Origin of the sequence: Spiroplasma sp. NBRC 100390 (assembly GCF_001886495.1) — a bacterium.
Lineage (GTDB): Bacteria > Bacillota_I > Bacilli_A > Mycoplasmatales > Mycoplasmataceae > Spiroplasma.
The window spans coordinates 722304-744734 of sequence record NZ_CP018022.1; the positions used below are offsets into that span (position 1 = coordinate 722304).

The following is a 22431-nucleotide window of genomic DNA, read 5'->3' on the forward strand; positions in this document are numbered from 1 at the left end:
TTTTCTTCTCCTTTTGTTATATAATCTCTAATTATGACAAAAAAAAAAAAAAAAAGCAAGTAGGTAGCCCCCCTATCTTGCTAACAATATTACTGCGCCCAATTTTGTCCACTTAAATTTTATCTTAAATTTATTAATGGCGACACATTCCACTTACTATAAATCCATTCAAAATTATATAAATGAACATACAATTTAATATCACTTATTGCTTCATCTATACTTTGATATTCATCATAAGATAATCACTCAACAACCAAATCAAAAAATGTATTTTCAGATAATGCATTATGACCAAGGTTATATGGTTTCTTTTTACTTAATTTAAAGGAAACTAAATATTTCCTAATTCTCGTCATCGGAATGAAGTTTTATTCAGTTTTTTTAGTTCCTTTTTATTTAAATAATAAAGGACTGTACCACATACTAAACCAATTAAAACACAACCAATGGCAAGCATTAATAATATTTGAATTCCTTCTAAATTATATCCTTTTGTTTCCGAATCAGTAAACGATTTACCAATTGCACCCGCAACATAATTGAATCAAGCATCAGGGGTGAATGCTAGAAATGAAATGACAGCTAATGTGTTGGCATAACTATTTTTTTCCCATTGGTAATTCCCCAATTTGAACAAAACGTAAGGTTAATAATGCTCAACCAATACAACCAATAAAAATAAACAAAACACACATGATGATGTGAAACAAAACTTTAATTGTTTTACCTTGATTATTAAATCATATTGCCCCTCAACCAGGAATTAAGGTGAATAATAAACAAGCAAGCATTCCGATTAATAAAATAAAAACTAATCCTAAAACATAAGATTTTCATTTATCTGACAAACGGCCAATTGGATTAGCCACCAAAAACCGTAATCCATATGATCTAATTCCCCCCAACACAGCGACAATTGTAACATTAATGCCAATAACGGTTAAAGCATCTTTCATGTAATAGGAAAAGACTGATTGAAACATATACATTCCAAAAACAAAAATTCCACAAAGTCAAACTCTTAAAAATTTAAAAGGTCGTAACAAATTAAGAAAATGTTTACTAAACTTAATTGATTCTTTTTCTACTCGTTTTTTATTAGGAATAAAATAATATAGATAATACCGCCATTAACAAAACCATCGCACAAATACAATATGCAAAAATTAAAAATGGTAAGGTTTTAAGATCGGCGTTACTATTTGTTAAATTCTTTGTAACTTCAGTAACTCCTGTTGCTGCCCCGGCAACAACAATTATTCCAAAGAAACCAAGAATACTACCCTGTAAACCATAAGCCGCTCCTTGCTTTTCTTTCGGCACATTTTGCGAAACTAATTTTCATAACGGATTTCAAAACAAACCGGCAATTGAAATCCCTCATAAAAAGTAAATAACATATAATTGTGTTAATCGAATAGTTTTATCCATGTTTAATTTTGTTAACGTTGTCCATCACATTCCAACTATTCCAGTCGTCATTAAAGCAATAACAAACATAATTTTAGCATTTAACTTATCCGCCAAATATCCGCCTGGAATTCTAGAAACTAAAGCTGTAAAACCATATATTGAGATTGCAATATCAAATTCTGATTGTGATAATTGTAAATAGTTATGAAAATTTGGCATAATATATCGTAAATATAATACTCCACTAAAAACAAATAAATCAGCTAAAGATAAAATTGTAATAATACCAATTGTTTTTTTATTTAAACCATGTGTAAAAAAATTAATAAATTTTTGCTTTTTACTAAGCGACTCTCTCTGTTTTAATTTCTTCCATTTAGTTCTATTCATCTCCTTTTTATTAGTTTATAAGTTATTTTTACAGAAAATATATTAATTAAATTAATTATAATGCAATTCTTATTTAAAAAATATATTTCTATTTTTATCAATTTATTTGTTTAAATAGGAAATAATATGCAAATAATTTAATTGTTTTAAAATTACCTACAACATAAATCATTTTAACATCTAATATAAAGAAAAATATTTACCCAAAAAAAAAAAAAAAAACTACCGAAGTAGTTATTAAGATTCATTTATCAAGGTTCTTTATTTTTGTAAATCTTTTTTTAATGTTAATTGCAACAACGCCTCGATTTTATGTTTTTTATTAATTTTACTATCTAATATTTTTTGAATTAATGTTTTAATACTACTATTTGTTTGAAAATCATTAAAAATAAAATTATTGAGATTTAATCCTTCCATATTATCATCAAACATATCTAAACTAAAATATATTCCAGCATTAACATCTAAAAAGGCTTTATTATCACTAATAATTAAATAGTCACGATATTTTTCTTGATTTTCATTAAATTTTAATAATGGCACAATTTCAATGATCGTTAATGTTGGAAATGCTTCAACCGCTTTTGCTTTTAATAAATTAATTAAATTTCCTTGTAAATTAGTAACCAAAATTGCTTTTTGAATTGTAGGTTGATTAACAATTGGCCACGTATAAACATAAGACAACAAAACAAGGGTAAATTCTAAATAGTTCCGTGGCAATAACTTTTTATTAATACAACATTCAATATTCTCAAGGTTATCATAACATAACTTAAATAAATTTTGATATTCAACCTTGTGATTAATAAAGTTTTGTTTAAAAACAATTGACGCATCATCAAATAAAAAATAATTTCATTGTTGTTTAAAAAACAAAACATGACTTAATAAATCAGAAAGCGCTAACTCTTTATCAGTTAAATAACCAAGATTATTCATATTATCCAACATTTCTGACAAAACCTTTTTTACTTGCAATGTTTCAACATCAGCAATCTTTTCTTCTGGTAAAATATCATAACGATTTATCATTAACATTCCTAAAAAAGTTTTTTCAAATTGACTATTATTAAATGTTATATCAAATGTTTGTTGTAATTCATTAATAATTTGTGTGGCAATTTGAAATGAGCGCAAATGAAAGTATGGATGGTTTTTAATAAAATTATCTTCAATATTAAAATCTTTTCAATTATTTTTAATTGACAACATTAAAAAATACAAGATTAAACTATATGTATTAAAATCTAAATCCATTATCAAAATTTGATCATAATATTTTGTCAAAATATGACAAATCTTCTCGTACGTTTCTTCAGAATATTCTAAGTTTAATTTTGAAAACATACAGTTTAATATTAAATTTTTACTCTTATGATTATTATTAATGTAAACTACTAAATTAACAATTAGTCTTCGAATTGCTAACAAATTGCCATCTAAATAATAACCTTCCCCTTTATTACGAATGACAATATCAGTATGATGTTCACTTAAAATATGGTTTAATTTTGCCACATTTTTAAAAATACTACTAACACTAATTTCAAAAATTTTACGTAACTCACTAATTTTAGTGTATTTATTAATTACAAATAAAATCATAAAAATAATAAGTTGATTTTTTGCTGTAATAAAAACATTTGTTTCATTAACCATAATATTATAAATATTAAGAAACTCATCTTCTTGTAAATTATTAATATCTAACGTTAAGTTTTTTGTTGCCAAATAATTATTAATATGTTTTAAATGATAATAAAAATAACCTTTTGACATTTTATTATCATTTAAAAAATTTTTAACTTTTCTATATGGTATATCAATTCAAAGCTTAATTAATTCTAATATCTCTAGGTCTTTATAATCAAGCATAATTCTGTTCCTCCCTAATTTATATTAAGCAAAAGCTACTTGCCAAGTACAATATCCATTTATCCGTGCATTAGGATTTTGATCAGTTTTGTTTCCAGAAAATTTTATTGTTACTTGATCAAACGGTAAAATATGTCCTGGTTCAATATCATTTACAGCAATTGTATAATCATTTTCCATATTCGTTTTCCCCTGTTTTGCATAATATACTTTTTGCGAAATAAAAATACTTTGTGCAATGTTATCAAGAAACTGATAAATTAATTGACATTCTTGCTTTGTTAACGGTTTTGTTTTATCAATCCCATAAAAACTAACAGCATCACCATAACCACTTAATGTTGCATCATTCCCATTATCTGAACTATATAAAACAATTGTAATATGTTTACTATTAGTTGTTCGTCACGTTAATGGTTTTAAGTAAACTGATAAAAATGTGTCTGTTAAATCACCAGGAACAAAACTTGGGATAGTAACAGAATAATCAATTCCCGCTTGTAAATAACTATCTTTTCATTCTGAAGTAATCACATTTTTTATTATTAATAATAATTCTTGATATTTTGCTGTTATTTCCTGATTTGTTACATGACTTGAGTCATTAACTTTAAAATCATAATAATCAAGTAATGCGATGTTCTTTAAATCATATGTTGTTTGATTATTTATTAATCAAATTTTTATTTCTTTCGTTCCTTTTAAATTGCTATTAATCCCTTTAATTTTAACATCTAGATACTTTCTATTTTCTTTATTTTTTGCTAAAGTTACAAATGTTATCTTATAATCAATGTTAAGTTCGTACACAATATTAACTCAATTATTTTTAATTGTTGTCTGTAAATATTGATTAAACTTAGTCTTAATTTGTTCTAGTACCACTGGGTCGATATCATCAATTATGTTAATTTGATCAATATTTGCAACATATTCAGAATAATCATCAAGTTTTAGCTTCCTAAAATCAATCACTGGTAACGAACATTTAATTGCTGTCGTATAAAACAATTGACAAGCTTTATAATCTCAACTATAAACATGATTTGCATTTAGTTTTGGAAAAATCTTATAAAGCATAATCTTAAAATCACCAGTTTTATTTGTTTGGTTCTCAGTTCCTAATTCAACTAAAACCATTTTTTCAGTTGGTGACACTAATGGATCTGTAACTAATAATTTATCAGTCAAATTATTAAATTGAAAAAGTTGATCTAGCGCAATATTATTATTCGCATTAACCTTTAATGCTTTCATTGTAAAAGCATCATTTTGATAAAAAATATCATTATTAAAAACTTGATTTCAATTCTCAATTGAATCTTCTTTCTTTAATTGAGAAACGCTAATATTATTATCATAATTACTTGGATGACAACTAATCATTGTCATTGCTAATGAACTAGCTAGTGCGATGGCGCCGAGCATATTTAATAATTTTTTCATGCTTTTTCTTCTCCTTTTTGGACTGCTGCTGATTAATATGTGATTTTTCTTGAAGATATCCTAACCGTGCTAATTTTAGTTTTAATTGTGCCAAATCATTTTTAATTTCTTTTAAATAAATTACAATAACGTTATTTTGTAATGTATATGCAAAGAATTCATTCATATTCATATTATAATCCATTGTCGCAATAAATTCCTCATTTTCCGCGTGATAGATAAAAGAAATATTATTTGCTTGAAAATATTTAAGAAGTAATTTATTATTTGAAACTTTAATACAATAATCCGAATGTTGGCGAAAAAGATCATATGTTCCACTATAAAGCATTTTACCATCACTAATAATTGTACAATCATCAATAATGGATTCAAGTTCATCAATCATATGGGTTGTTAAAAAAATTGTTTTACCAAGTTGTTTTTGTAACATTAAAAAGTGATAAAATCGAACACGATTTTTATAATCTAAGTTTGCCCCTGGCTCATCAAAAATCATAATTGCTGGATTATTAATCATTGAGTGAATAATCATAATCCGATTTTTCATTCCTGATGAATAAGATTTTAATTTTTTATGACGATGTTCTCATAAACCAAAATATATCATTAAATTTTTAATATTATATTGTAAATAATTTTTTGGAATTGATGACAAATCACCTAGTAAATTTAAAAATTTATAAGCTGTCAATTCACTTGGGAATTCTTCAAGGTTAGTTGAAAAACCTAATTTTAATTTTGCCTTTGATTTTGTTGCTTTATAATTATCAATTAAAATTTTGCCCTTATAAGTTGGTAATGCCCCAATAATTGACTTAATAATAACTGACTTTCCACTGCCTGATTCTCCAATCAAGGCATGTAAAGTCCCACTATTGACTTTAAAATTAACATTCTTAAGTGAGAAATTTTTAAATTTTTGCTGATAATTTTTTACTTCAATTGTTGCCATAGCATTCACCTCACCTTAAGAAATTTTTTTATATCGTCAGACTACTAAGGCACATAAATAAAAGCAACAACTTAAACCTAAGTATGCATAAATAACAACGATATTATTTTGGACTGTTTTTAAATTACTAAACTCAATCTTTTGGTCTTTATTAATTGTTAAAACATTCATTGGATAACTAAAAAAAGGATTTAATTCTTGATCAAAATCAATTTGACCAATTAAATTAGGATCAAAGTAATAATCACCATAGTAACCTAGCAAAAATGTTCATAATTGACAAAAATGCTCAAAAACATTAAATTTATTAATAATTTGATATTCTTGCATAATATTTTGATACTTTTGAAATGATAGAACATTTCCATTAAGATCTTGTTTCAATGAATCATTTTTTAAATAATCTAAGTTAAGAACAATTTCTCTAATTGAATCTTCTAATGATCTAATTGCAAAAAAAACTGGATTTAAAAACAAATTATTAAATTCATCTCGTTCTTTTTGACCAAAAACATAATCATTTGGGCGAAGAAAAACTTGAGTAATTTCAGTTGTATCAATTATCGTATATTTAGTAACCCCACTTGCCGATTGATATGAAACATATGATGAATCCGTTGGTTTAACTGCTGGTGGATCATTTGGGTTACTAATAAAATCCATTAGTTCATTTACTTTAATATTTATTGTATTCATAAAGCCTGTTAACCCATCGTGATATTGTTTTGCATAATCGTTAATCATTGCTAATAAATCACTTTCAACTGAAACATTACCAATTTTTTGGCTAATTTGATTTTGTAATTGGTCTAATGAAATAAAACGATGATTTTGAATTAAATAAATTGTTGATGGACCAACAATATCATTATGGTCAAATCATGAAATAATATTTGTGTTAAAAGTTTTTGTTAATTCATTTCGATCAATTAGTCCCAAATCTTGATAAAATTGCCAACGATTCTCCTGATTATTTTGACTATGAAAATCTTTAATTTCATTAAAGTCTCATTTATTATAAAAATCATCAAAAATAGTTTTTGTTAAATTAGGATATTTAATTAAATTATGTTCTAGAAAATTTTTAAAACGTGTCGCTTGATTAACCTTCATCAAACTAAGTGATACATTCCCATCTGAATCATTAAAATTAAAACTAATATTTTCAATTTTATATTTAATTAAAGTATAAGGTAATCCCCCTAAAATAAATAAACTACAAAAAATTGAGAAAATTAAAAAAACAATCCTTGTATTAAATAATGTAACTAAAAAAACAACACTATTAATTAACAAAAAACTAAATAATAAACTAAATAAAAATAATTTTAAACATAACTTGTTGAAGAAAACTGCTAAGTTTAACTTCTTACTAGCAATAAAGATATTTCCTAGCACTAAAAAAATAATAACTGATAACATAATTAAAAATAAAGTTGAAAAATAAATTACTAAATACTGAATTAAAATAATGGTTCGCCGAGCATATGGTTTTGTTAAAACTAACAAAAAGCTATTATCTTCAATCTGGTTACCAAACAACTTAATTGAAATTAATAAAATATATAAATATAGAAAAATACAATAAAATAATAGAACAAAAAACTGTAAATTATTAATTGTGCTATAAACATCAGTAGAAATTAAAAATAAAACAATTGGACTAATTACAACAAAAATTATTGTTAAAAAAAGAATTAAAATAGTAGAGAGAGAAGCAAATATTTTATTAAATAAATAACGATATAATTTAAAAATATTTGCTTTCTTTAATTTTCCTTTTTTATTGGTCTTAACAGTTCCTAATAATATTTTAGTTTTTGCAATCATACAATTTAAGCTTAAATTTCGCCATAATAAATTCCAGAAAAAATATAACCAATCCCTGGTGCTGATGAAAGATTAAACATAAAACCACCAACATTATATTCAATGTGTGGCCACATTAATTCTTTTAAAGCATAATAATTAAAGTGTAAGGCAACTTTATTTGTATCTAAGTTTGGAAAAATCTGTTGAAAAATAGGATCTTCTCACTTCGAAGAAGTTGAAATTGAATAATCATATAAAGTTGGAACCGTTGAATTAAATGAAATGCTTTTTAAAATATTTTGATTAATCTTAGGATATGTTAAATTAATTTTGTTAATAATTTTATTTGTCATATTATCAATCGCATTAGTAAATGTTTTGCTACTATTTTCTTCATAACTATTAAATTCATTTTGATCATTCATTTTAATTAAGAACCCCGTTATCCCAAAGCCTAAAACATCGGCCTCTCTAATCGTCGCGTTATCTCAAAACGCACCATTTTGAGCAAAAGTTTCACTAGCAATATTAGTAATATTATTTTCATAATCCGTAACTGTTGTATCATGAACAATGATAAATGGAATTTTTCATCTTGGTAATAAAACATTTTTATCTTCTCATTTTGTTAATTCAACTCGCCCAAAAGTATAAATTTTATTAAAATCATAATTTTTTGCAAAATCTTTATTATTTCAAACAAGATTATCACCTTGAGCATCAACTCAACTATTTGCAACATTATTTGTTAATGTATTCTGAAAACTAGTATTTCTTGTATTAAAATCACTAGTAATATTGCTTTGAAAATCATTATTACTGTATTTCCCTGATTCATTACCCATAAAATCTGTTGAATGATTAAAATAATTTTTTGCAAAATCATAATTATTAGGTTCTCAATTCCCTAATTCGTTCACTTCTTCAGGATATGTAACATTATCCAACTTAATTTCGTCTTCTTCTTGCTGCGCTGCTTTAGCTAATTTTGAAATAAATTCTTCGGTTAATGCTTTTGATAAGACCTTCTCATTATTACTAAAAGTAAAATTATAAATTGCATTTTGTCCCTTTTGGGGATCATAGGCTAAAGTCATTGTTTCAATAAAGTCTTTTACTTTATCAGCAGCATGACTCACTAATGAATAAAAAGGCGCATAACCATCATGATTAATTAAATAAAACTGTGTTGAATTTGTAGTAACGTTAATTGTTGTATTTTTTGTTGCTGCCAAATCATTATAAGTTAAGTTAAAACTAAAATTAGATATTTGAATTGAAAACCAATATTTTAATTTGTTAATATCAGTTGTCGTAAGAAAGTGTTCCTTATAATCTTGCACACTATCATACCCAAATAAAACATTTGGTGTTTTTGTTTGAGTTGGATCTCATCATAATGGTAATTTTTTATAAACTGTTTGATTAGCAACAACAATTGCTGTTTCGGGTTTAATTCCTTTAAAATATTGACCAATTGATTTATCATCAACTATTTTGGGAAAAACAGCCGTTTTTAAGATATTATTAATATATTTATTCAAGGGATCAATAAATTCTTTTTGGGTAATCGTTTCTGGTTTATCATCATTATAACTAAAAGTATTTTGCAAATCTGTTAAATATGTACTGACAGCAGAAATTAAATTGCTGTCTGTTAAATATGGACCATCACGATTTCCAAGTTTCAAATATTGTTGCAGATAATATTGAACTTTATTTTTAATTAAATTTTGAATTACTGTTGAATCATCAGAAGGATTATTTGCCTTATGATTACAAGCAACAATAGTTGAAGTTGATCCTCCCACTAAGGTAAGTGATCCTAACAAACATAATAGTTTTTTCATATTTTTTTCTCCTTTTTTAAACTAATAATATACTCGTGTTTTTGCAAACGAAACTGGATTTAATTGAAAATTAAAACCGGCAATATCTAAATAAATATATGCTTGAAACCAATGTTTAGCCGCTGCAAATAAAATATGCTTAGCTTGACGATCACCATCATGGCTATATCAAGCATTGTGGTATTTTGCAATATTATAATCAAAAATACTATTATAATTGCCATAGAAATCAAGAATTTTTGTAGAACTTAAATCAATTTGCTTTGCTGTCAAATCTGTTGTTAAACCATCTTTTAAAAAATCTAAGGCATTTAAGAATGTTTTTCCAGCACCATTTTTAGTATAACTATCAAATGTACTAGTACTTTTTAAATTGACTGAAAACATTAAGTGGTCATGATCAATTCATGCCAGATCCTCATTTGTTTCAATTTCAGCATTATTTCAAAAAACACCACCCTCCGCAAATAGATTACCCATTGTTGTTGATAAAGCTGAATACACTGCTGGTCGTGTCAAAGTACGAGTAATAACAAAAGGAATCTTAATTTTTGGCAAAATAATGTTATATAAAGACCAATTCTGTAAAACAATTGTTCCAAATTCAAAAGTATGATTTTGAATATCAGAAGTTAAGTCATAACTACTAGATGGATTTCATTTAAAGTTTAAAACATCAGTGTTTTTTCAATTGCTAATATCATTAGTTAACTTTGTTGTAAAAACTTTGTCCATTGTTAAAAAATCATTATTAAATTTTTCTGAAAACTGGGCAATTGAACCAATTGGAGTTACTTTTGTTTTGTCATCATAATTTAAATATGCTCTTGCAAAATAATCATTATTTGCTGTTAAAGAATTGCTACCGGGTAATTTATCTTCACCAATATCATAATTATCATTAGTATCAACAGTTGGATTGTTAATTTTAAAATCATCAACATCATAATGTAACGTATTAGACAAATAAGTTTTTAAATCATCAATTGAGTTTCGAATAAAATTATTTTGACTATTGCGAAATGAAAAATTATTTCCTAAATTATTTTGAATAATTGTGTATTTTCCTAACTGATTTGAAATTGGTTGAAAACTAGTATCAATTAAGCGTTCCAAAAATTTTTTTCCAACCCCATCAACAACATACAAATTAGTTGTTCATAAATTAATTTGTCTAGTTTCAATTTTATTTGTAAATTGATTGTAAAACGATAAATTAATAATTAAGTTTAATGCAATATATCCTAACTTTGTAAAGTGGTCTTGTACTGAATTATAATATTTAGCCCAGTCTTCGCGAGTATTGTATCCGAAAAGTTGCAACGTTTTATCATCACTTCAACCGTGAGGACCCGTTACATCTGGTGATCAATGATACGGCATTTGATAAATGTGTGACTGTGAAGTATTTACCTTTAAAACATCACTAGGATTAACTCCATTAATAAAACTATGAATATCACGATCAGGTAAAAGCAATTTTGTTACAATTTGATTTTTTAATTGTGTATTAACATAATCGGCAATTTTGTTAATAACTTTCTGATTTTCTAATGCAATTTTATTACTTTCTCGATAATTCTGATCCAAGGTATCTAGCACAATACTACCACCGGGACCAAAATTACTATCACCATCAATAACAGAATATTGATCTCCTAATGAAAGTGCATTATTAGTAATTGTTTGAATTCGGTTTTTAAATTCATTAATAATTTCGGAATTATCATCTGCTGGAGCCTTATTTTTTGGTGCACAAGAAATAATTGTTGTTACACCCACACATGATAAAGACATCGTTCCTAATATACTAAGTATTTTTTTCATTATTGCCTCCTTTTGTTAAATTAATTGTTTTTGCTTTAATTTGCTAAATACATTAAACAACAAATATGCCCACCCTCCGATAAATAAATTATCTCTACCCCCATTTAATTAAATCGTGCCTTGATAAACTTTGCCGTCAAATGTGCCAGCATATCATAAATTACAATTAAAATCTGCAACTAACACTGACAGTCTCTGTTTTAAATTAACTAATTTAATAATTTGGTCACTATTAGTAATCTTATAAATAATCCCATCTAAGGAACTTACAATTAATTCAGATGTTGCCAAATTAATTGTCATCATATTAACCACCGTCGGAAAAGATGCTAATAATTTCACATTATTATTAGCGACGGTTGCAATATTTCCTGTTCATAATTTATTATCTTTTGTTAAAGCAATTCATGTTCAATTATTTTTAACAACTAAGGAAAAAATCGGTGACTCCAAACTTGTTAAAAAATCAACACTATAATTATTATTAATATTTTTACTTAAACGATAAATGCCACCAGCAACAGTTGTTACTAAAAATTCATTGTCATTATAAATAATGAGATTATTAGCTTCAGAAATTGTTGCGATTGGTTTAATCGTAACTGTCCCATTATAATCTGTTGTTCCCAAGTTAATATTGTTTTTAGTATCAATAAAATATCAATTATTTTGTGAATCAAGAACAATATTATTTCCATTATAATTTTTACAGTTAGTAATGAATGCAGCTTTACTATCGTTTAACCCATGATAAATATTACCGCTATTTGTTCCAACATATCATTGGCCATTTAAGTTAACAGTCATATCAGTAATTTGATCATTAATTGAACCAAGGGGTTTTAAATTATTTGAGATATTTTGATCATTAGTATAATATAATTTCCCATTGTCTTGTGATAAGTATAAATCACCACTTGGCAAAACATTAAAACTGTTAATTCCACTCTTGGCTAATTGTAAAATTTGAATACCTTCAAGCTTATTGCCAGGAATTAATTCTGCACAAAGAACACTGACTAAAGCAATAATTAACATAATAAAAAATAAAATAACAATTAATATTCATAATCGAATTTTACCAATTAATAAATTTCATTTTCATTTAACTGGATTTAATTTTGACCACCTTAAGGTGCTTGCTTTAACAATTGGAAATGCCATTAAAGGCCCTTCATTTTTACCAGCAGAAGAAAATGAATTATTATTTTTTATGGACTTTGAATTATGAAAAGAATCATTAACTCCCATTTGTTGTTTAACTTCCGAAGACTTTTGTAATTCTATTGAAAATGGTTGTGGTTGTAAAACTGGGTCCCCTAATAATAAATCATATGTTAATGGTTTCTGATTAAAATCTAATTTTAATTCAGTTGGAATGCAACTACCAAACTTATGTTCCGTATTATTTCTAAGATTTTTTGAATATTTCTTATGAAAACTACGAATAAAATTACCTGAAACGTATAAAACATTATTTTGATATTTATAATTTGGAATTTTAGTAATTAAATCACGATAAAATTGTCGTTTACCAAAAATACCAAACATTAAATTATTACAATTAAAAATAATTAATGGTCGAATTGTATCATATCGTTCACTAATACTACTATCCATCTTAATTTTAATAAAAAGAACATCTTCTAAAGCAAGATTGGTTTCTTTTTGAATCAATGGAATAAGTTGCTGTTTCAGTCTTTGCCGACATTTTAAGCAAATTTCAGAAAATAAAAACTTCATAATTGGTACCCCTTTTGTGTTAATATAGTTAAAATAAGAACACTAAAAATTAGTTTTTACTTCAAAACTATTTTCTCTAGTTGACTTACCTCTATCTCTACATTTAAATATTATCATTAAAATAATTTATCATTTTTATAAATAAATATAATATTTGTACCAAAAAACAGTTTTATTTTTTACATTCTAAAATTAAACTTAATTTTGCAAAAAAAAAAAAAAAAAAGCAATTATAATTGCTTTTTAAATTAATAACTAATTACTTAAAAATTCTACTTTATTAATATTTGTGTCAGCACTATTATAAACAAATTGGCTAAATGGTCCTGCATTTCCTTTCGCAATTGAAGTACAATACATTGTTAAAAATGTTTTCCCAGCAATAGTAGTTATTGCTGTTGTAATATGTGATTCGGAAGTAGCGGTTGTTGATGTATCTGAATAACTATAATTACCAATAATAGTATCAACACTTTCTCCCATTTTAAATAAATCAGCAGTATTTAAAACAATTGGTGTGCTATTAAAATTTCCTTGATTATGTGGTGATGGATAAATTGGATTTGAATAACCAATGTAGTTTTGGGTAATATTACCAAGAGTATTTGAAATTTTAAGTTTTGGGAATAATGTTACAAAGTCGTTTACACTTGTTGCATAATCATCAATATTAATTAAATCAGATGTTGCACTAGAATGACTATCACTAGTATATCATCATTGGAAACTAATTCCAGCATGAGCACTCATATTTATGTCACCTGTATTAGCAGATAAAACATGATTTGATTGTTCTTTTTGAGTGATTAGTGTATGTTGGTCGCTAATAATAGCGGCTGGGGTTGCAATTAAACTAACTGCAATTAAATTTGTAAGTAATGTTTTCATGTTAATTTCTCCTTTATTTAATAAATGTAATTACTATAAATTTTAATAAATAATGACAGTACCAATTTGTAATGTCGCTCAGATGTTAGAACTTGAATCATTAGCAGTTATGATTTGCGCAATGGCAAAAATATAACCTTTAATTTCTTGAAATTTTAATGAAATACTAACATCTTGTTGATTATAAATATAATGACAAACAATGCTTGAATATGTCATTAACCGATTTGTTGCAATTAAAAAACTATTATTATCATATGTTGATCCACTTCCACCACCAGCAGCATCAAAGTTTAGAAAAGAAAGCGTTTTATAATGAGTAATAAAATCATTTCAACTATTACTATATGAGGTATAAGAAAATAAGTTAATTTCTACAAGAGTATTTGTTTTCCCATTGCTATTATCTTTGTGAAAACTATAATGCACCGGATTAAAAATTGTATTAGACAAATTAGTGTTATCTAATTTTAAAGTTGTTGGAATAACAGCACCCGCTGTAATACTTGTTGTTGCAAATAACAAAAGAAATTTTTTCATAATAATTACGCCTCCTCAATTGTCACAGAATAGATATTACTTTCTGAAACATTTTCAGCGTCTGCAAGACCGCGGAAAGTGACTAATTGATTAGTCATATCAACTGAAATTCCACTTGGCAATGGATTATTAACACTATATTGCTCATATGCTAATGCAAGAGGCAAATCAAAATCATAAACAACATTTGAATTAGCAATTGTATAATTTCCGGTAATAGTTCCGCTAAGTGTTGCATTTAAGTCTAAATCTACTTTAGTATCATTTTGACCTAAATAAGTTTTTACTAATACTTTCTTGTGTGCTGGTACAACAACTTGTTGTATTGGTGAATTAACCGTAATGGTTGTTGATTGTGTCTCGGTTTTAGAATTACTAAAATTATAATCAAGATTAATATTAAAAATATCAATCGTTGCTTTAGCACTAAGTGTTATTCCATGTGTTACGGTATGCGTAATTATATTGGTAACATCTTTTTGGTATGATGGGGTTTTTAATGTCTGATCAGTATCACCTTCACTATTATCTAGAACATTGTCACCCATAAAAATTGCTTGTGGCTCTTCAGTGCTGCTTGTTCCAGTAACAATTCCTCTAACATTAAAGACATTTAAGTTTGTTACATTAATATTTGTAACATCACTAATTGTTTGGTCAGGAAAATTTTGTTTTAACACAGCTAATGCTACTTTTTGATTTAACGCATTAAAATCAATTATTTGCTCATCTTTAATAATTTGATTAACTTTAACGTTAGTCATTGTATGTGAAATCGGATAACTGACCATTGGGATTGTTCCGCTTAAAATAGTAGTAATTGCTGTTAATACTAATGGTTTTTTCATTTTGATCATCTCTTTTCTTACGCAATAGGTGTATCTTTAACAGTTACAAAATAATTAGTTTTAGTAACAAATCCATTAATGCTTCCTAAACCATTAAAGTGAACAACATTATTGGATTTAATACTAATTGCATCAGGTAATGAACTTAATGTTTGTAATGACTTAAAAGCATCGGCAATATTTACCTCATAAATAACTCCCACTCCATCAATTTTATTAATTTCACATTTAACGGTTCCACTAATATCAGCATCTAAATTAAGATAAGCATTCCCTTTGGAAGTTCCTAAATAAACCGTTGCCGTTGTTAACGTATGTGGTTTTACTTTAATGGGTTGATTTGGGGCAGTAAGCGTTACTGTATTTGTTGTTGTATCAATGTCTGTTTTACTATAATTAATTTTGTAATTAAAATCTAGATACGTAAATTTAAGTTCAATTCCAGCGGAAATTCCTGTAATCGTTTGATAAGTATAGGTTGTCGTTACTTTTTGAATAAATTCTGGGGTTTGAAAGGTTTGCATAGAATCAGTGTTATTTGTAAAAGTTGCCTTTCCAAAGTAAAGTCCTGGTTCAATATCATTTGAACTATTTAAAAATGTCGTATTTTTAATTGAAACATCTGTATTAGAATAAGTTAAATTTTTAGAAAGTATATTAAGGTTTCTAATAAAAACTGATGGATGATGAATTTTAAAATCACTATATAGCGCTTCAGTTATATAATCATCCAAGTTAATAATTGTTGGAGTTTGCGAATCAGTAGTATTATCTTTCAATAAATTATTATTATATGCTAAAGGCATAACAAAAGAATTAACACTAAAGACAGCAGTTAATAATTTTAACATCTTAATCATAGTTTACACCTCTTTTTAATATTAATTAAGTTGTGTTGCATATTAAAATATAACATTATAAATTCTATAAGCACGTAATTTATTCAGAAAAACAAAATTAATAATGGTAATTAAAAATTAACTTAATGATAAAAAATTAAAAATTATCATTATCAACCTCATCGGATAAAAAACAAGGCCTAGTTTTGATAGTAAAATATCGTTTTTTTCTAAGTTGCTAAACCTCAACCCTATTGTAGCACTATTTTAAATTAATACTTCTTTTAACCGGTCATTTTTATTTTTATCAAAATAGTTGCAAAAGATTTACATAAATTATCATATTATTTGCTAATTCTTGAACCATAATTTGTTTAGAAAAAAATAAAAACAATCCTATTTTTTCCCTTATGTTAAACTCCATTAGTTAGTAAAATCCAATTCAATGAATAATCAAAATTAATAATAATTTATTATTTTTTTCAAATCATAAACTAACCTGCTATTATGGCAAGGATATCTTTCATTGTTTTTTAGATATATAAAAAGAAAGAAGATAACCTTCTTCTTTCTAATAAAAATTTAATTAAATTTTAATTTGTTTTTTGCAAATTTTTTATTTTTTCTTTTGTTATTTTTTCCAAATTGTGGGGCATTACTCTTATTAAAATTGCCACGATCAGTTTTGGATGAACCATGAGAATTACTATATTTACTATTCTTATTTTGTTTAGAATCTAACTGTTTGTAATTTCCACTAAAATTCTTAGATTCTTTTATTTTTTCTTTTAAATTATAATTAGTAATATCAAATAATTCAATTTTTTTCTTTTGATATTGTGCCAAATGTTTAATTTCATTTAAATCATTACGATTCGAAACAATCGTTATTGCAACTCCCGTAGCACCTGCTCGTGCTGTTCTACCAATGCGGTGAATATAACTTTCTCGTTCCGTTGGAATATCATAATTAAAAACATAATCAATCTGATCAATATCAATTCCTCGTGCAGCAACATCAGTTGCAACTAATACCGTTGCTTTTCCTTCACGAAATGATCGCATTGCTTGTAATCGTTCACGTTGCCGTTTATCCCCATTAATAACACAACTAGTAACCCCAATTGTTGCAAGCATTTTAGCAATTTTATCAGTAAAAGCTTTTGTATTAGAAAAAATAATACTTCGTTTTGGTTGTAAATTTTTATATAGAGCAATTAAAACATCTTCTTTACGATAAGAAATTGCATCAACATAATACTGAGTAATATTGTTTTGTTCTGTAGCATTTCTTGTTACAACAATTTCAACAGGATTATTTTGATACTTATTAGCAATTTCCAAGACTTGTTTTGGCATTGTTGCAGAAAATAATAATGTCTGATATTTTTTGGGGGCATTTTCAAACACCTTATCAAGTTCGGTTTTAAAACCCATTTTTAACATTTCATCTGCTTCATCTAAAACAATTGTTTTAATTGTGTTTAACCGCAAGGTATTACGATTGATATGATCAGCAATTCGCCCTGGTGTTCCAACAACAATGTTACTTTTTCGCAATGAGTAAATTTGGCGTTGTAAATGAGAACCACCACATAATAATGTTGCGTTTACTCCTTCTAAATAAGTCGCAAATTTTCGAACTTGATCAATTACCTGCATTGCCAGTTCTCTTGTTGGGCATAAAATAATAGCTTGTGGTCGTTTTAATTGTGGATCTAACCTTTGTAAAATTGGTAAAATAAAAGCGGCTGTTTTACCAGTTCCAGTATGACTTTTGCCAATAATGTCTTGATTATTTAATGCAACTGGAATAGCTTTTTCTTGAATTTCAGTTAGATTAGTATATCCCATCTTAGTAATCATTCGTTCTAAGGCTGGGGATAAATTTAGTGTATTAAAATTCATTTAGTCTCCTTTAAATAGTTAATATAAAATAGTTTAGTTGTTTTTTAACATTACGACTGTTGAATTCACATATTGGCATTATTTTGGATCACAGAATAAATTAAAGTTTAACAACCTATTAAGTATATCCTAAAATAACAAAAAAACCAAGCACTTTATATTAAATAATAGAATAAAGTTTCAACTATTATGATTATATTTAAAAAATATTCTTTAGATAAAATCCTTATATTCTTTAGTTTAACACATCTGCAAAATTAATTCTCTTTAATTTTTTTACTTAAATTGAAAAAGTCAGTTTTAAAACAAAACATCTTGAACATATACGTCCCCTTCTGGCAAATAAAAAACACTATTAAAAATAGTGTTTTTTATTGATTTAGTTACTATTTTAAAGTAATCGTAAATTCAAATGTTCCCGAAATTTTTGTTGATCCTGCTGCTGCAGTAACAGTAATTTTAACACTCCCAGCTGCTTGTGAAGCAGTAGCAGTTTTATCACTTGTTAAAGTAAAATCTGTTGTTACAACTGTATCAAGACTAGTTTTTGTTTTAATCCCAGTCACAACTGCAGTAATTAAAGTTTGATTTGCTAACAAATCAGAATATTTTTTACTTGTATCAGCTGTTAATTGTGGATCAACCACTGTTGTCCCTGTAATATCTTTTTTAGCTGGCGTCGCAGCTTTTAAAAGAATTGTAAAATCAAATTTTCCCGAAATTTTTGTTGACCCTGTTGCTGCAGTGACAGTAATTTTAACACTCCCAGCTGCTTGTGAAGCAGTAGCAGTTTTATCACTTGTTAAAGTAAAATCTGTTGTTACAACTGTATCAAGACTAGTTTTTGTTTTAATCCCAGTCACAACTGCAGTAATTAAAGTTTGATTTGCTAACAAATCAGAATATTTTTTACTTGAATCCGCTATTAATTGTGGATCAACCACTGTTGTTCCTGCAATATCCTTTTTATCTACTGTTCCTTCTTTTGGTAAAGTTACTTTAATATATCCCGATGAATTAACAACAACTTTCTTACCTTTTGCTGCAGTAATTTTAACATAAACATCTGCTGTTCCTGTTTTTAAATTAACATTACTATATGTAGTTCCTTTGTTATCTTTAAAAACATCATATGTAAAATCATCTGCTTTTGCTGTTTTAGCAATTCCTTGCACTGCTAATAAAACATTTGCTGCTAAAGCTGTTTTAACTTCATCTTTTGTTACACTTTCTGATTTAACAGCAGTTACTACTGTTGGTGCAGTAATTGATTTAACTTTTGATAAATCATTATCTGCAACATTTTTGTTATTACATGCAACTACTGATGTTGCACCAGTTGCTGTTAAACCGAAAGCTCCTAAGATTACTAATAATCGTTTCATTTTTTGTTTCCTTTCCTTGTTTTTGAAAATATTAAATATTATTTTATATTTAATATTATTCATTATAAAAAAAAAAAAAAAAAGCAAGAAATTTAAGAATAAATTTATTTTTTATTTAAAAATCTCCTTTCTTTTAATAGAGGAAAAATGATACTGTTCTAATTAACTTCCATTAGTTTATTATTAATAATTTGATATTTTTTTGTAATCTTATTAGTTGGCGAAACTGCTATTCAATCATTTAAAATTGAATTAAATTTTAAAACACGACTAGCTTCTTGTAATTCCAATGTAATAAAATAATTTTCAGCATATTTAATTCCCTCCCATAAATTATTAGTTCGAATAACATTAAGAAAATTATCTGTTCCAAGAATTTTAAGATCATAAAGTTTTGTTCCATTATTATCACTAATAATAACATGATAATATGGTGGATCTTTATCACCAAAATAGTTATGAATAGTACCCGCATCACCATACAAGCGAATTTTTTTGTTATCTTTATCCAACCCTAAAATCCCATGATAACTATTTGCAAGACCTAAAAACTTAATAGTATCACCATAATTAGTTGATATAGCAAAAACATATTTATTTGGTAATTTTCCTGTTGCTTTAAAACCAATGAAAACATTAACTTTATACTTGTCGTTATCCTTTTGATATATTTGATAGTTTTGCATTCCGACATCTCAAATTAATGAATTCTGTGCATAATTAAAATATTTCCCATAGTTTGTCATATTAATATCTGTTCCAAAACTAATTTCAACATTATCTTTTAAAGAAACATCAGCTGTTGTAATTGCATATGTTACAACATCATTTTCAACAATAGGTTGATGAGTACCATCAATGATGTTTTCTCAAATATTTTTAGTTAATGCCGGATAAGTTTCAATTTTTTGGTTAGTTGCTTGAGTCGGCGGTAAACCTCACTTTATAAAAAAAGGTGCTAAATTACGGTTACTTACTTGTGAAGTCATTTCAATAAATAATTGTTGTTTTTCCACATTTGTTGCAGGATTTTGTGAAAATGACAAAAGGCGATAATATTGTGATAAAGTCGGATAAAAATTATCACCAAAAGCCATTTGAAGTTGTCAAAACATTGCTAGCTTAGTAAACAAATCACTAATATCATCAAAATTTCTTTGCTGATCTGGTTGGGCAAAATGACTTTTAATTTTAGTAATTTGACTAGATGTGTCTAAACGATTACTGTTAAATAATTTATGTTGAACATAAAGAGCACTAATATTAACTGTTACTTCAGTAAGACCATTTCATTGATATTGTGGGGTTTGATAAGTATGACCAATTTCATGTCACAATCCTCATTGATTTTTACTTGTGCTAGTAAACAAATCAGCACCAGCGCTTGTATCATTTTGAAAGGTAATATGATAATTGGTCGCTGAAGCATACCCAGCACCCGTATCTGGATTAGCAATATGAATATATTGTTGATGTTTCTTTGCAATTCCCGAATAATTTGAATTCAAACCATATGCTTCATTTGTGTATTTTCAAATATCATCTCAATTTTTTAAAATATTTTCAATATCAATATTATTTTGTTTTTCCCATAAAAATATTTTAACAATTTGATATGTTTGCATTGTCAAAAAAATATGGTTACTAATAAATTCAACAAAAGGACTTTTTGTTATTGCAACATCATTTAAAAAATTTTTTTGATCAGTTTTTCCTATTTTAAAAGTTGGTACCTGATAAATCGCTGGTCCAGTAATACTTTTAACTTCAACATCTTTAGTTTTACTATAATTAGTTAAATAAATCATTCCTTGAATTTTGGGAATAATTTCAGTTGTTTTATCTGTTAGTTGGTATTTATAAAATTCCTGTGCTGGTTTCTGCCCATTATTAATTGTATTATATTTTCCTCATTGGCCAATTTGTAAATAAACATTTTGATTATCAAATCCATCTTTTAGCATAATGGTAAATGGTTTATAATCATTTGTAAAGTAACCAGTTGGCAAAAGATCAGAATGAGCAAATTGTCGATTTTCTAACAACGCATTTTGTTTTGCTTGTCCATCCGCGTTAAAAATTACATCATGTGAGGGGTTTTTAAAACTATTAATGATTAAATAACTTGTCATACTAATGATTGCCCCTAAAATTAGGACTAACAATAAAATAATAATAATTCATTTTTTATTAATTTGACGATAATGACGCCCACTAGACTTTTCCCTGATCTTTTCTGATGTTAAATTTTGCGTTTTGTTATTACTTATTATTCTTTTTTGATGAAGTTGAAATACTTTTCAACTAATTTTTTTATTATTAATAAATTTAGGATTTGATTTACCAGTAAGACTAAAACCAAATAATTTATTATTACAACGAAAAACATCGATTGGTTTTAATTCAAAAATTTTTTTATATTGTCGATGTTGATATGAAAAAAAGGTAATTTCTTCACTATTGATATCATATGTTTCTAATAATTTTGTGAGATATATCTTTAATCCTGCTTTGCACCCATCGCAAACACCTGATATATTGTTAATATTGCCCATAACTATCCTCGTTAATAATATAAACTTATTTAAAACAACTTTATATCCTCACTTAATTAAAACATTTTTTAAATAAAAAAACAATATTAGAAAGTAAATGCCAAATGAATTAATTATTCTTTAGTTAATCTTATTATTGAAACAAAAA

Annotated in this window: 18 protein-coding genes; all 18 read right to left on the reverse strand. The window is 26.3% G+C overall.

Features of this window, described 5'->3' with window-relative positions; genetic code table 4:
* Nucleotides 1-119 precede the first annotated feature (119 nt).
* The 18 genes from S100390_RS05580 to S100390_RS03275 all read right to left on the reverse strand — a co-directional run bounded on the left by S100390_RS05580 (nucleotide 120) and on the right by S100390_RS03275 (nucleotide 22283).
* On the reverse strand, nucleotides 120-359 hold the full coding sequence (locus tag S100390_RS05580) for a hypothetical protein (protein WP_070406847.1): 240 nt from the start codon (nucleotides 357-359) through the stop codon (nucleotides 120-122).
* Complete coding sequence (locus S100390_RS03195; protein WP_070406848.1) at nucleotides 335-631, reverse strand: hypothetical protein; 297 nt, start codon at nucleotides 629-631, stop codon at nucleotides 335-337. The genes S100390_RS05580 and S100390_RS03195 overlap by 25 nt, the downstream gene beginning before the upstream one ends.
* The gene (locus tag S100390_RS03200) at nucleotides 603-959 is read right to left on the reverse strand and encodes a hypothetical protein (RefSeq protein WP_070406849.1); all 357 of its coding nucleotides are present in this window, start codon (nucleotides 957-959) and stop codon (nucleotides 603-605) included. The genes S100390_RS03195 and S100390_RS03200 overlap by 29 nt, the downstream gene beginning before the upstream one ends.
* 142 nt (nucleotides 960-1101) lie before the next feature.
* Nucleotides 1102-1806: an MFS transporter gene (locus tag S100390_RS03205; RefSeq protein ID WP_070406850.1), complete on the reverse strand. Its 705-nt coding sequence runs from the start codon at nucleotides 1804-1806 to the stop codon at nucleotides 1102-1104.
* Between the two features lie 261 nt (nucleotides 1807-2067).
* Nucleotides 2068-3687, reverse strand: a complete 1620-nt coding sequence (locus S100390_RS03210; protein ID WP_070406851.1) for a helix-turn-helix domain-containing protein — start codon at nucleotides 3685-3687, stop codon at nucleotides 2068-2070.
* A 24-nt stretch (nucleotides 3688-3711) separates the two neighbouring features.
* Entirely contained in the window at nucleotides 3712-5133 is a 1422-nt protein-coding gene (locus S100390_RS03215) for a hypothetical protein (protein WP_070406852.1), read from the reverse strand.
* Nucleotides 5090-6088, reverse strand: coding sequence for an ATP-binding cassette domain-containing protein (locus tag S100390_RS03220; protein ID WP_070406853.1), 999 nt, complete (start codon nucleotides 6086-6088; stop codon nucleotides 5090-5092). The genes S100390_RS03215 and S100390_RS03220 overlap by 44 nt, the downstream gene beginning before the upstream one ends.
* Nucleotides 6089-6103: 15 nt before the next feature.
* The gene (locus tag S100390_RS03225) at nucleotides 6104-7918 is read right to left on the reverse strand and encodes an ABC transporter permease (RefSeq protein WP_070406854.1); all 1815 of its coding nucleotides are present in this window, start codon (nucleotides 7916-7918) and stop codon (nucleotides 6104-6106) included.
* An 11-nt stretch (nucleotides 7919-7929) separates the two neighbouring features.
* Nucleotides 7930-9750 carry a hypothetical protein gene (locus S100390_RS03230; protein WP_070406855.1) on the reverse strand — a complete coding sequence of 607 codons (1821 nt, stop codon included), beginning with the start codon at nucleotides 9748-9750 and terminating at the stop codon, nucleotides 7930-7932.
* 21 nt (nucleotides 9751-9771) lie between these two features.
* On the reverse strand, nucleotides 9772-11577 hold the full coding sequence (locus S100390_RS03235) for a hypothetical protein (RefSeq protein WP_070406856.1): 1806 nt from the start codon (nucleotides 11575-11577) through the stop codon (nucleotides 9772-9774).
* A gap of 108 nt (nucleotides 11578-11685) precedes the next feature.
* Nucleotides 11686-13320, reverse strand: coding sequence for a hypothetical protein (locus S100390_RS03240; protein WP_070406857.1), 1635 nt, complete (start codon nucleotides 13318-13320; stop codon nucleotides 11686-11688).
* A 255-nt stretch (nucleotides 13321-13575) separates the two neighbouring features.
* The gene (locus S100390_RS03245; RefSeq protein ID WP_070406858.1) at nucleotides 13576-14208 is read right to left on the reverse strand and encodes a hypothetical protein; all 633 of its coding nucleotides are present in this window, start codon (nucleotides 14206-14208) and stop codon (nucleotides 13576-13578) included.
* Nucleotides 14209-14250: 42 nt separating this feature from the next.
* Nucleotides 14251-14748 (reverse strand): hypothetical protein, encoded by a 498-nt coding sequence (locus tag S100390_RS03250; protein WP_070406859.1) that lies wholly within the window; start codon nucleotides 14746-14748, stop codon nucleotides 14251-14253.
* A 5-nt stretch (nucleotides 14749-14753) separates the two neighbouring features.
* Nucleotides 14754-15596 carry an ETX/MTX2 family pore-forming toxin gene (locus tag S100390_RS03255; protein ID WP_070406860.1) on the reverse strand — a complete coding sequence of 281 codons (843 nt, stop codon included), beginning with the start codon at nucleotides 15594-15596 and terminating at the stop codon, nucleotides 14754-14756.
* Between the two features lie 17 nt (nucleotides 15597-15613).
* Nucleotides 15614-16456, reverse strand: a complete 843-nt coding sequence (locus S100390_RS03260; protein WP_070406861.1) for an ETX/MTX2 family pore-forming toxin — start codon at nucleotides 16454-16456, stop codon at nucleotides 15614-15616.
* A 561-nt stretch (nucleotides 16457-17017) separates the two neighbouring features.
* Complete coding sequence (locus S100390_RS03265; protein WP_070406862.1) at nucleotides 17018-18343, reverse strand: DEAD/DEAH box helicase; 1326 nt, start codon at nucleotides 18341-18343, stop codon at nucleotides 17018-17020.
* Nucleotides 18344-18729: 386 nt separating this feature from the next.
* Complete coding sequence (locus S100390_RS03270; RefSeq protein ID WP_070406863.1) at nucleotides 18730-19728, reverse strand: spiralin lipoprotein; 999 nt, start codon at nucleotides 19726-19728, stop codon at nucleotides 18730-18732.
* 158 nt (nucleotides 19729-19886) lie between these two features.
* The gene (locus S100390_RS03275; protein WP_070406864.1) at nucleotides 19887-22283 is read right to left on the reverse strand and encodes a M60 family metallopeptidase; all 2397 of its coding nucleotides are present in this window, start codon (nucleotides 22281-22283) and stop codon (nucleotides 19887-19889) included.
* Nucleotides 22284-22431 lie beyond the last annotated feature (148 nt).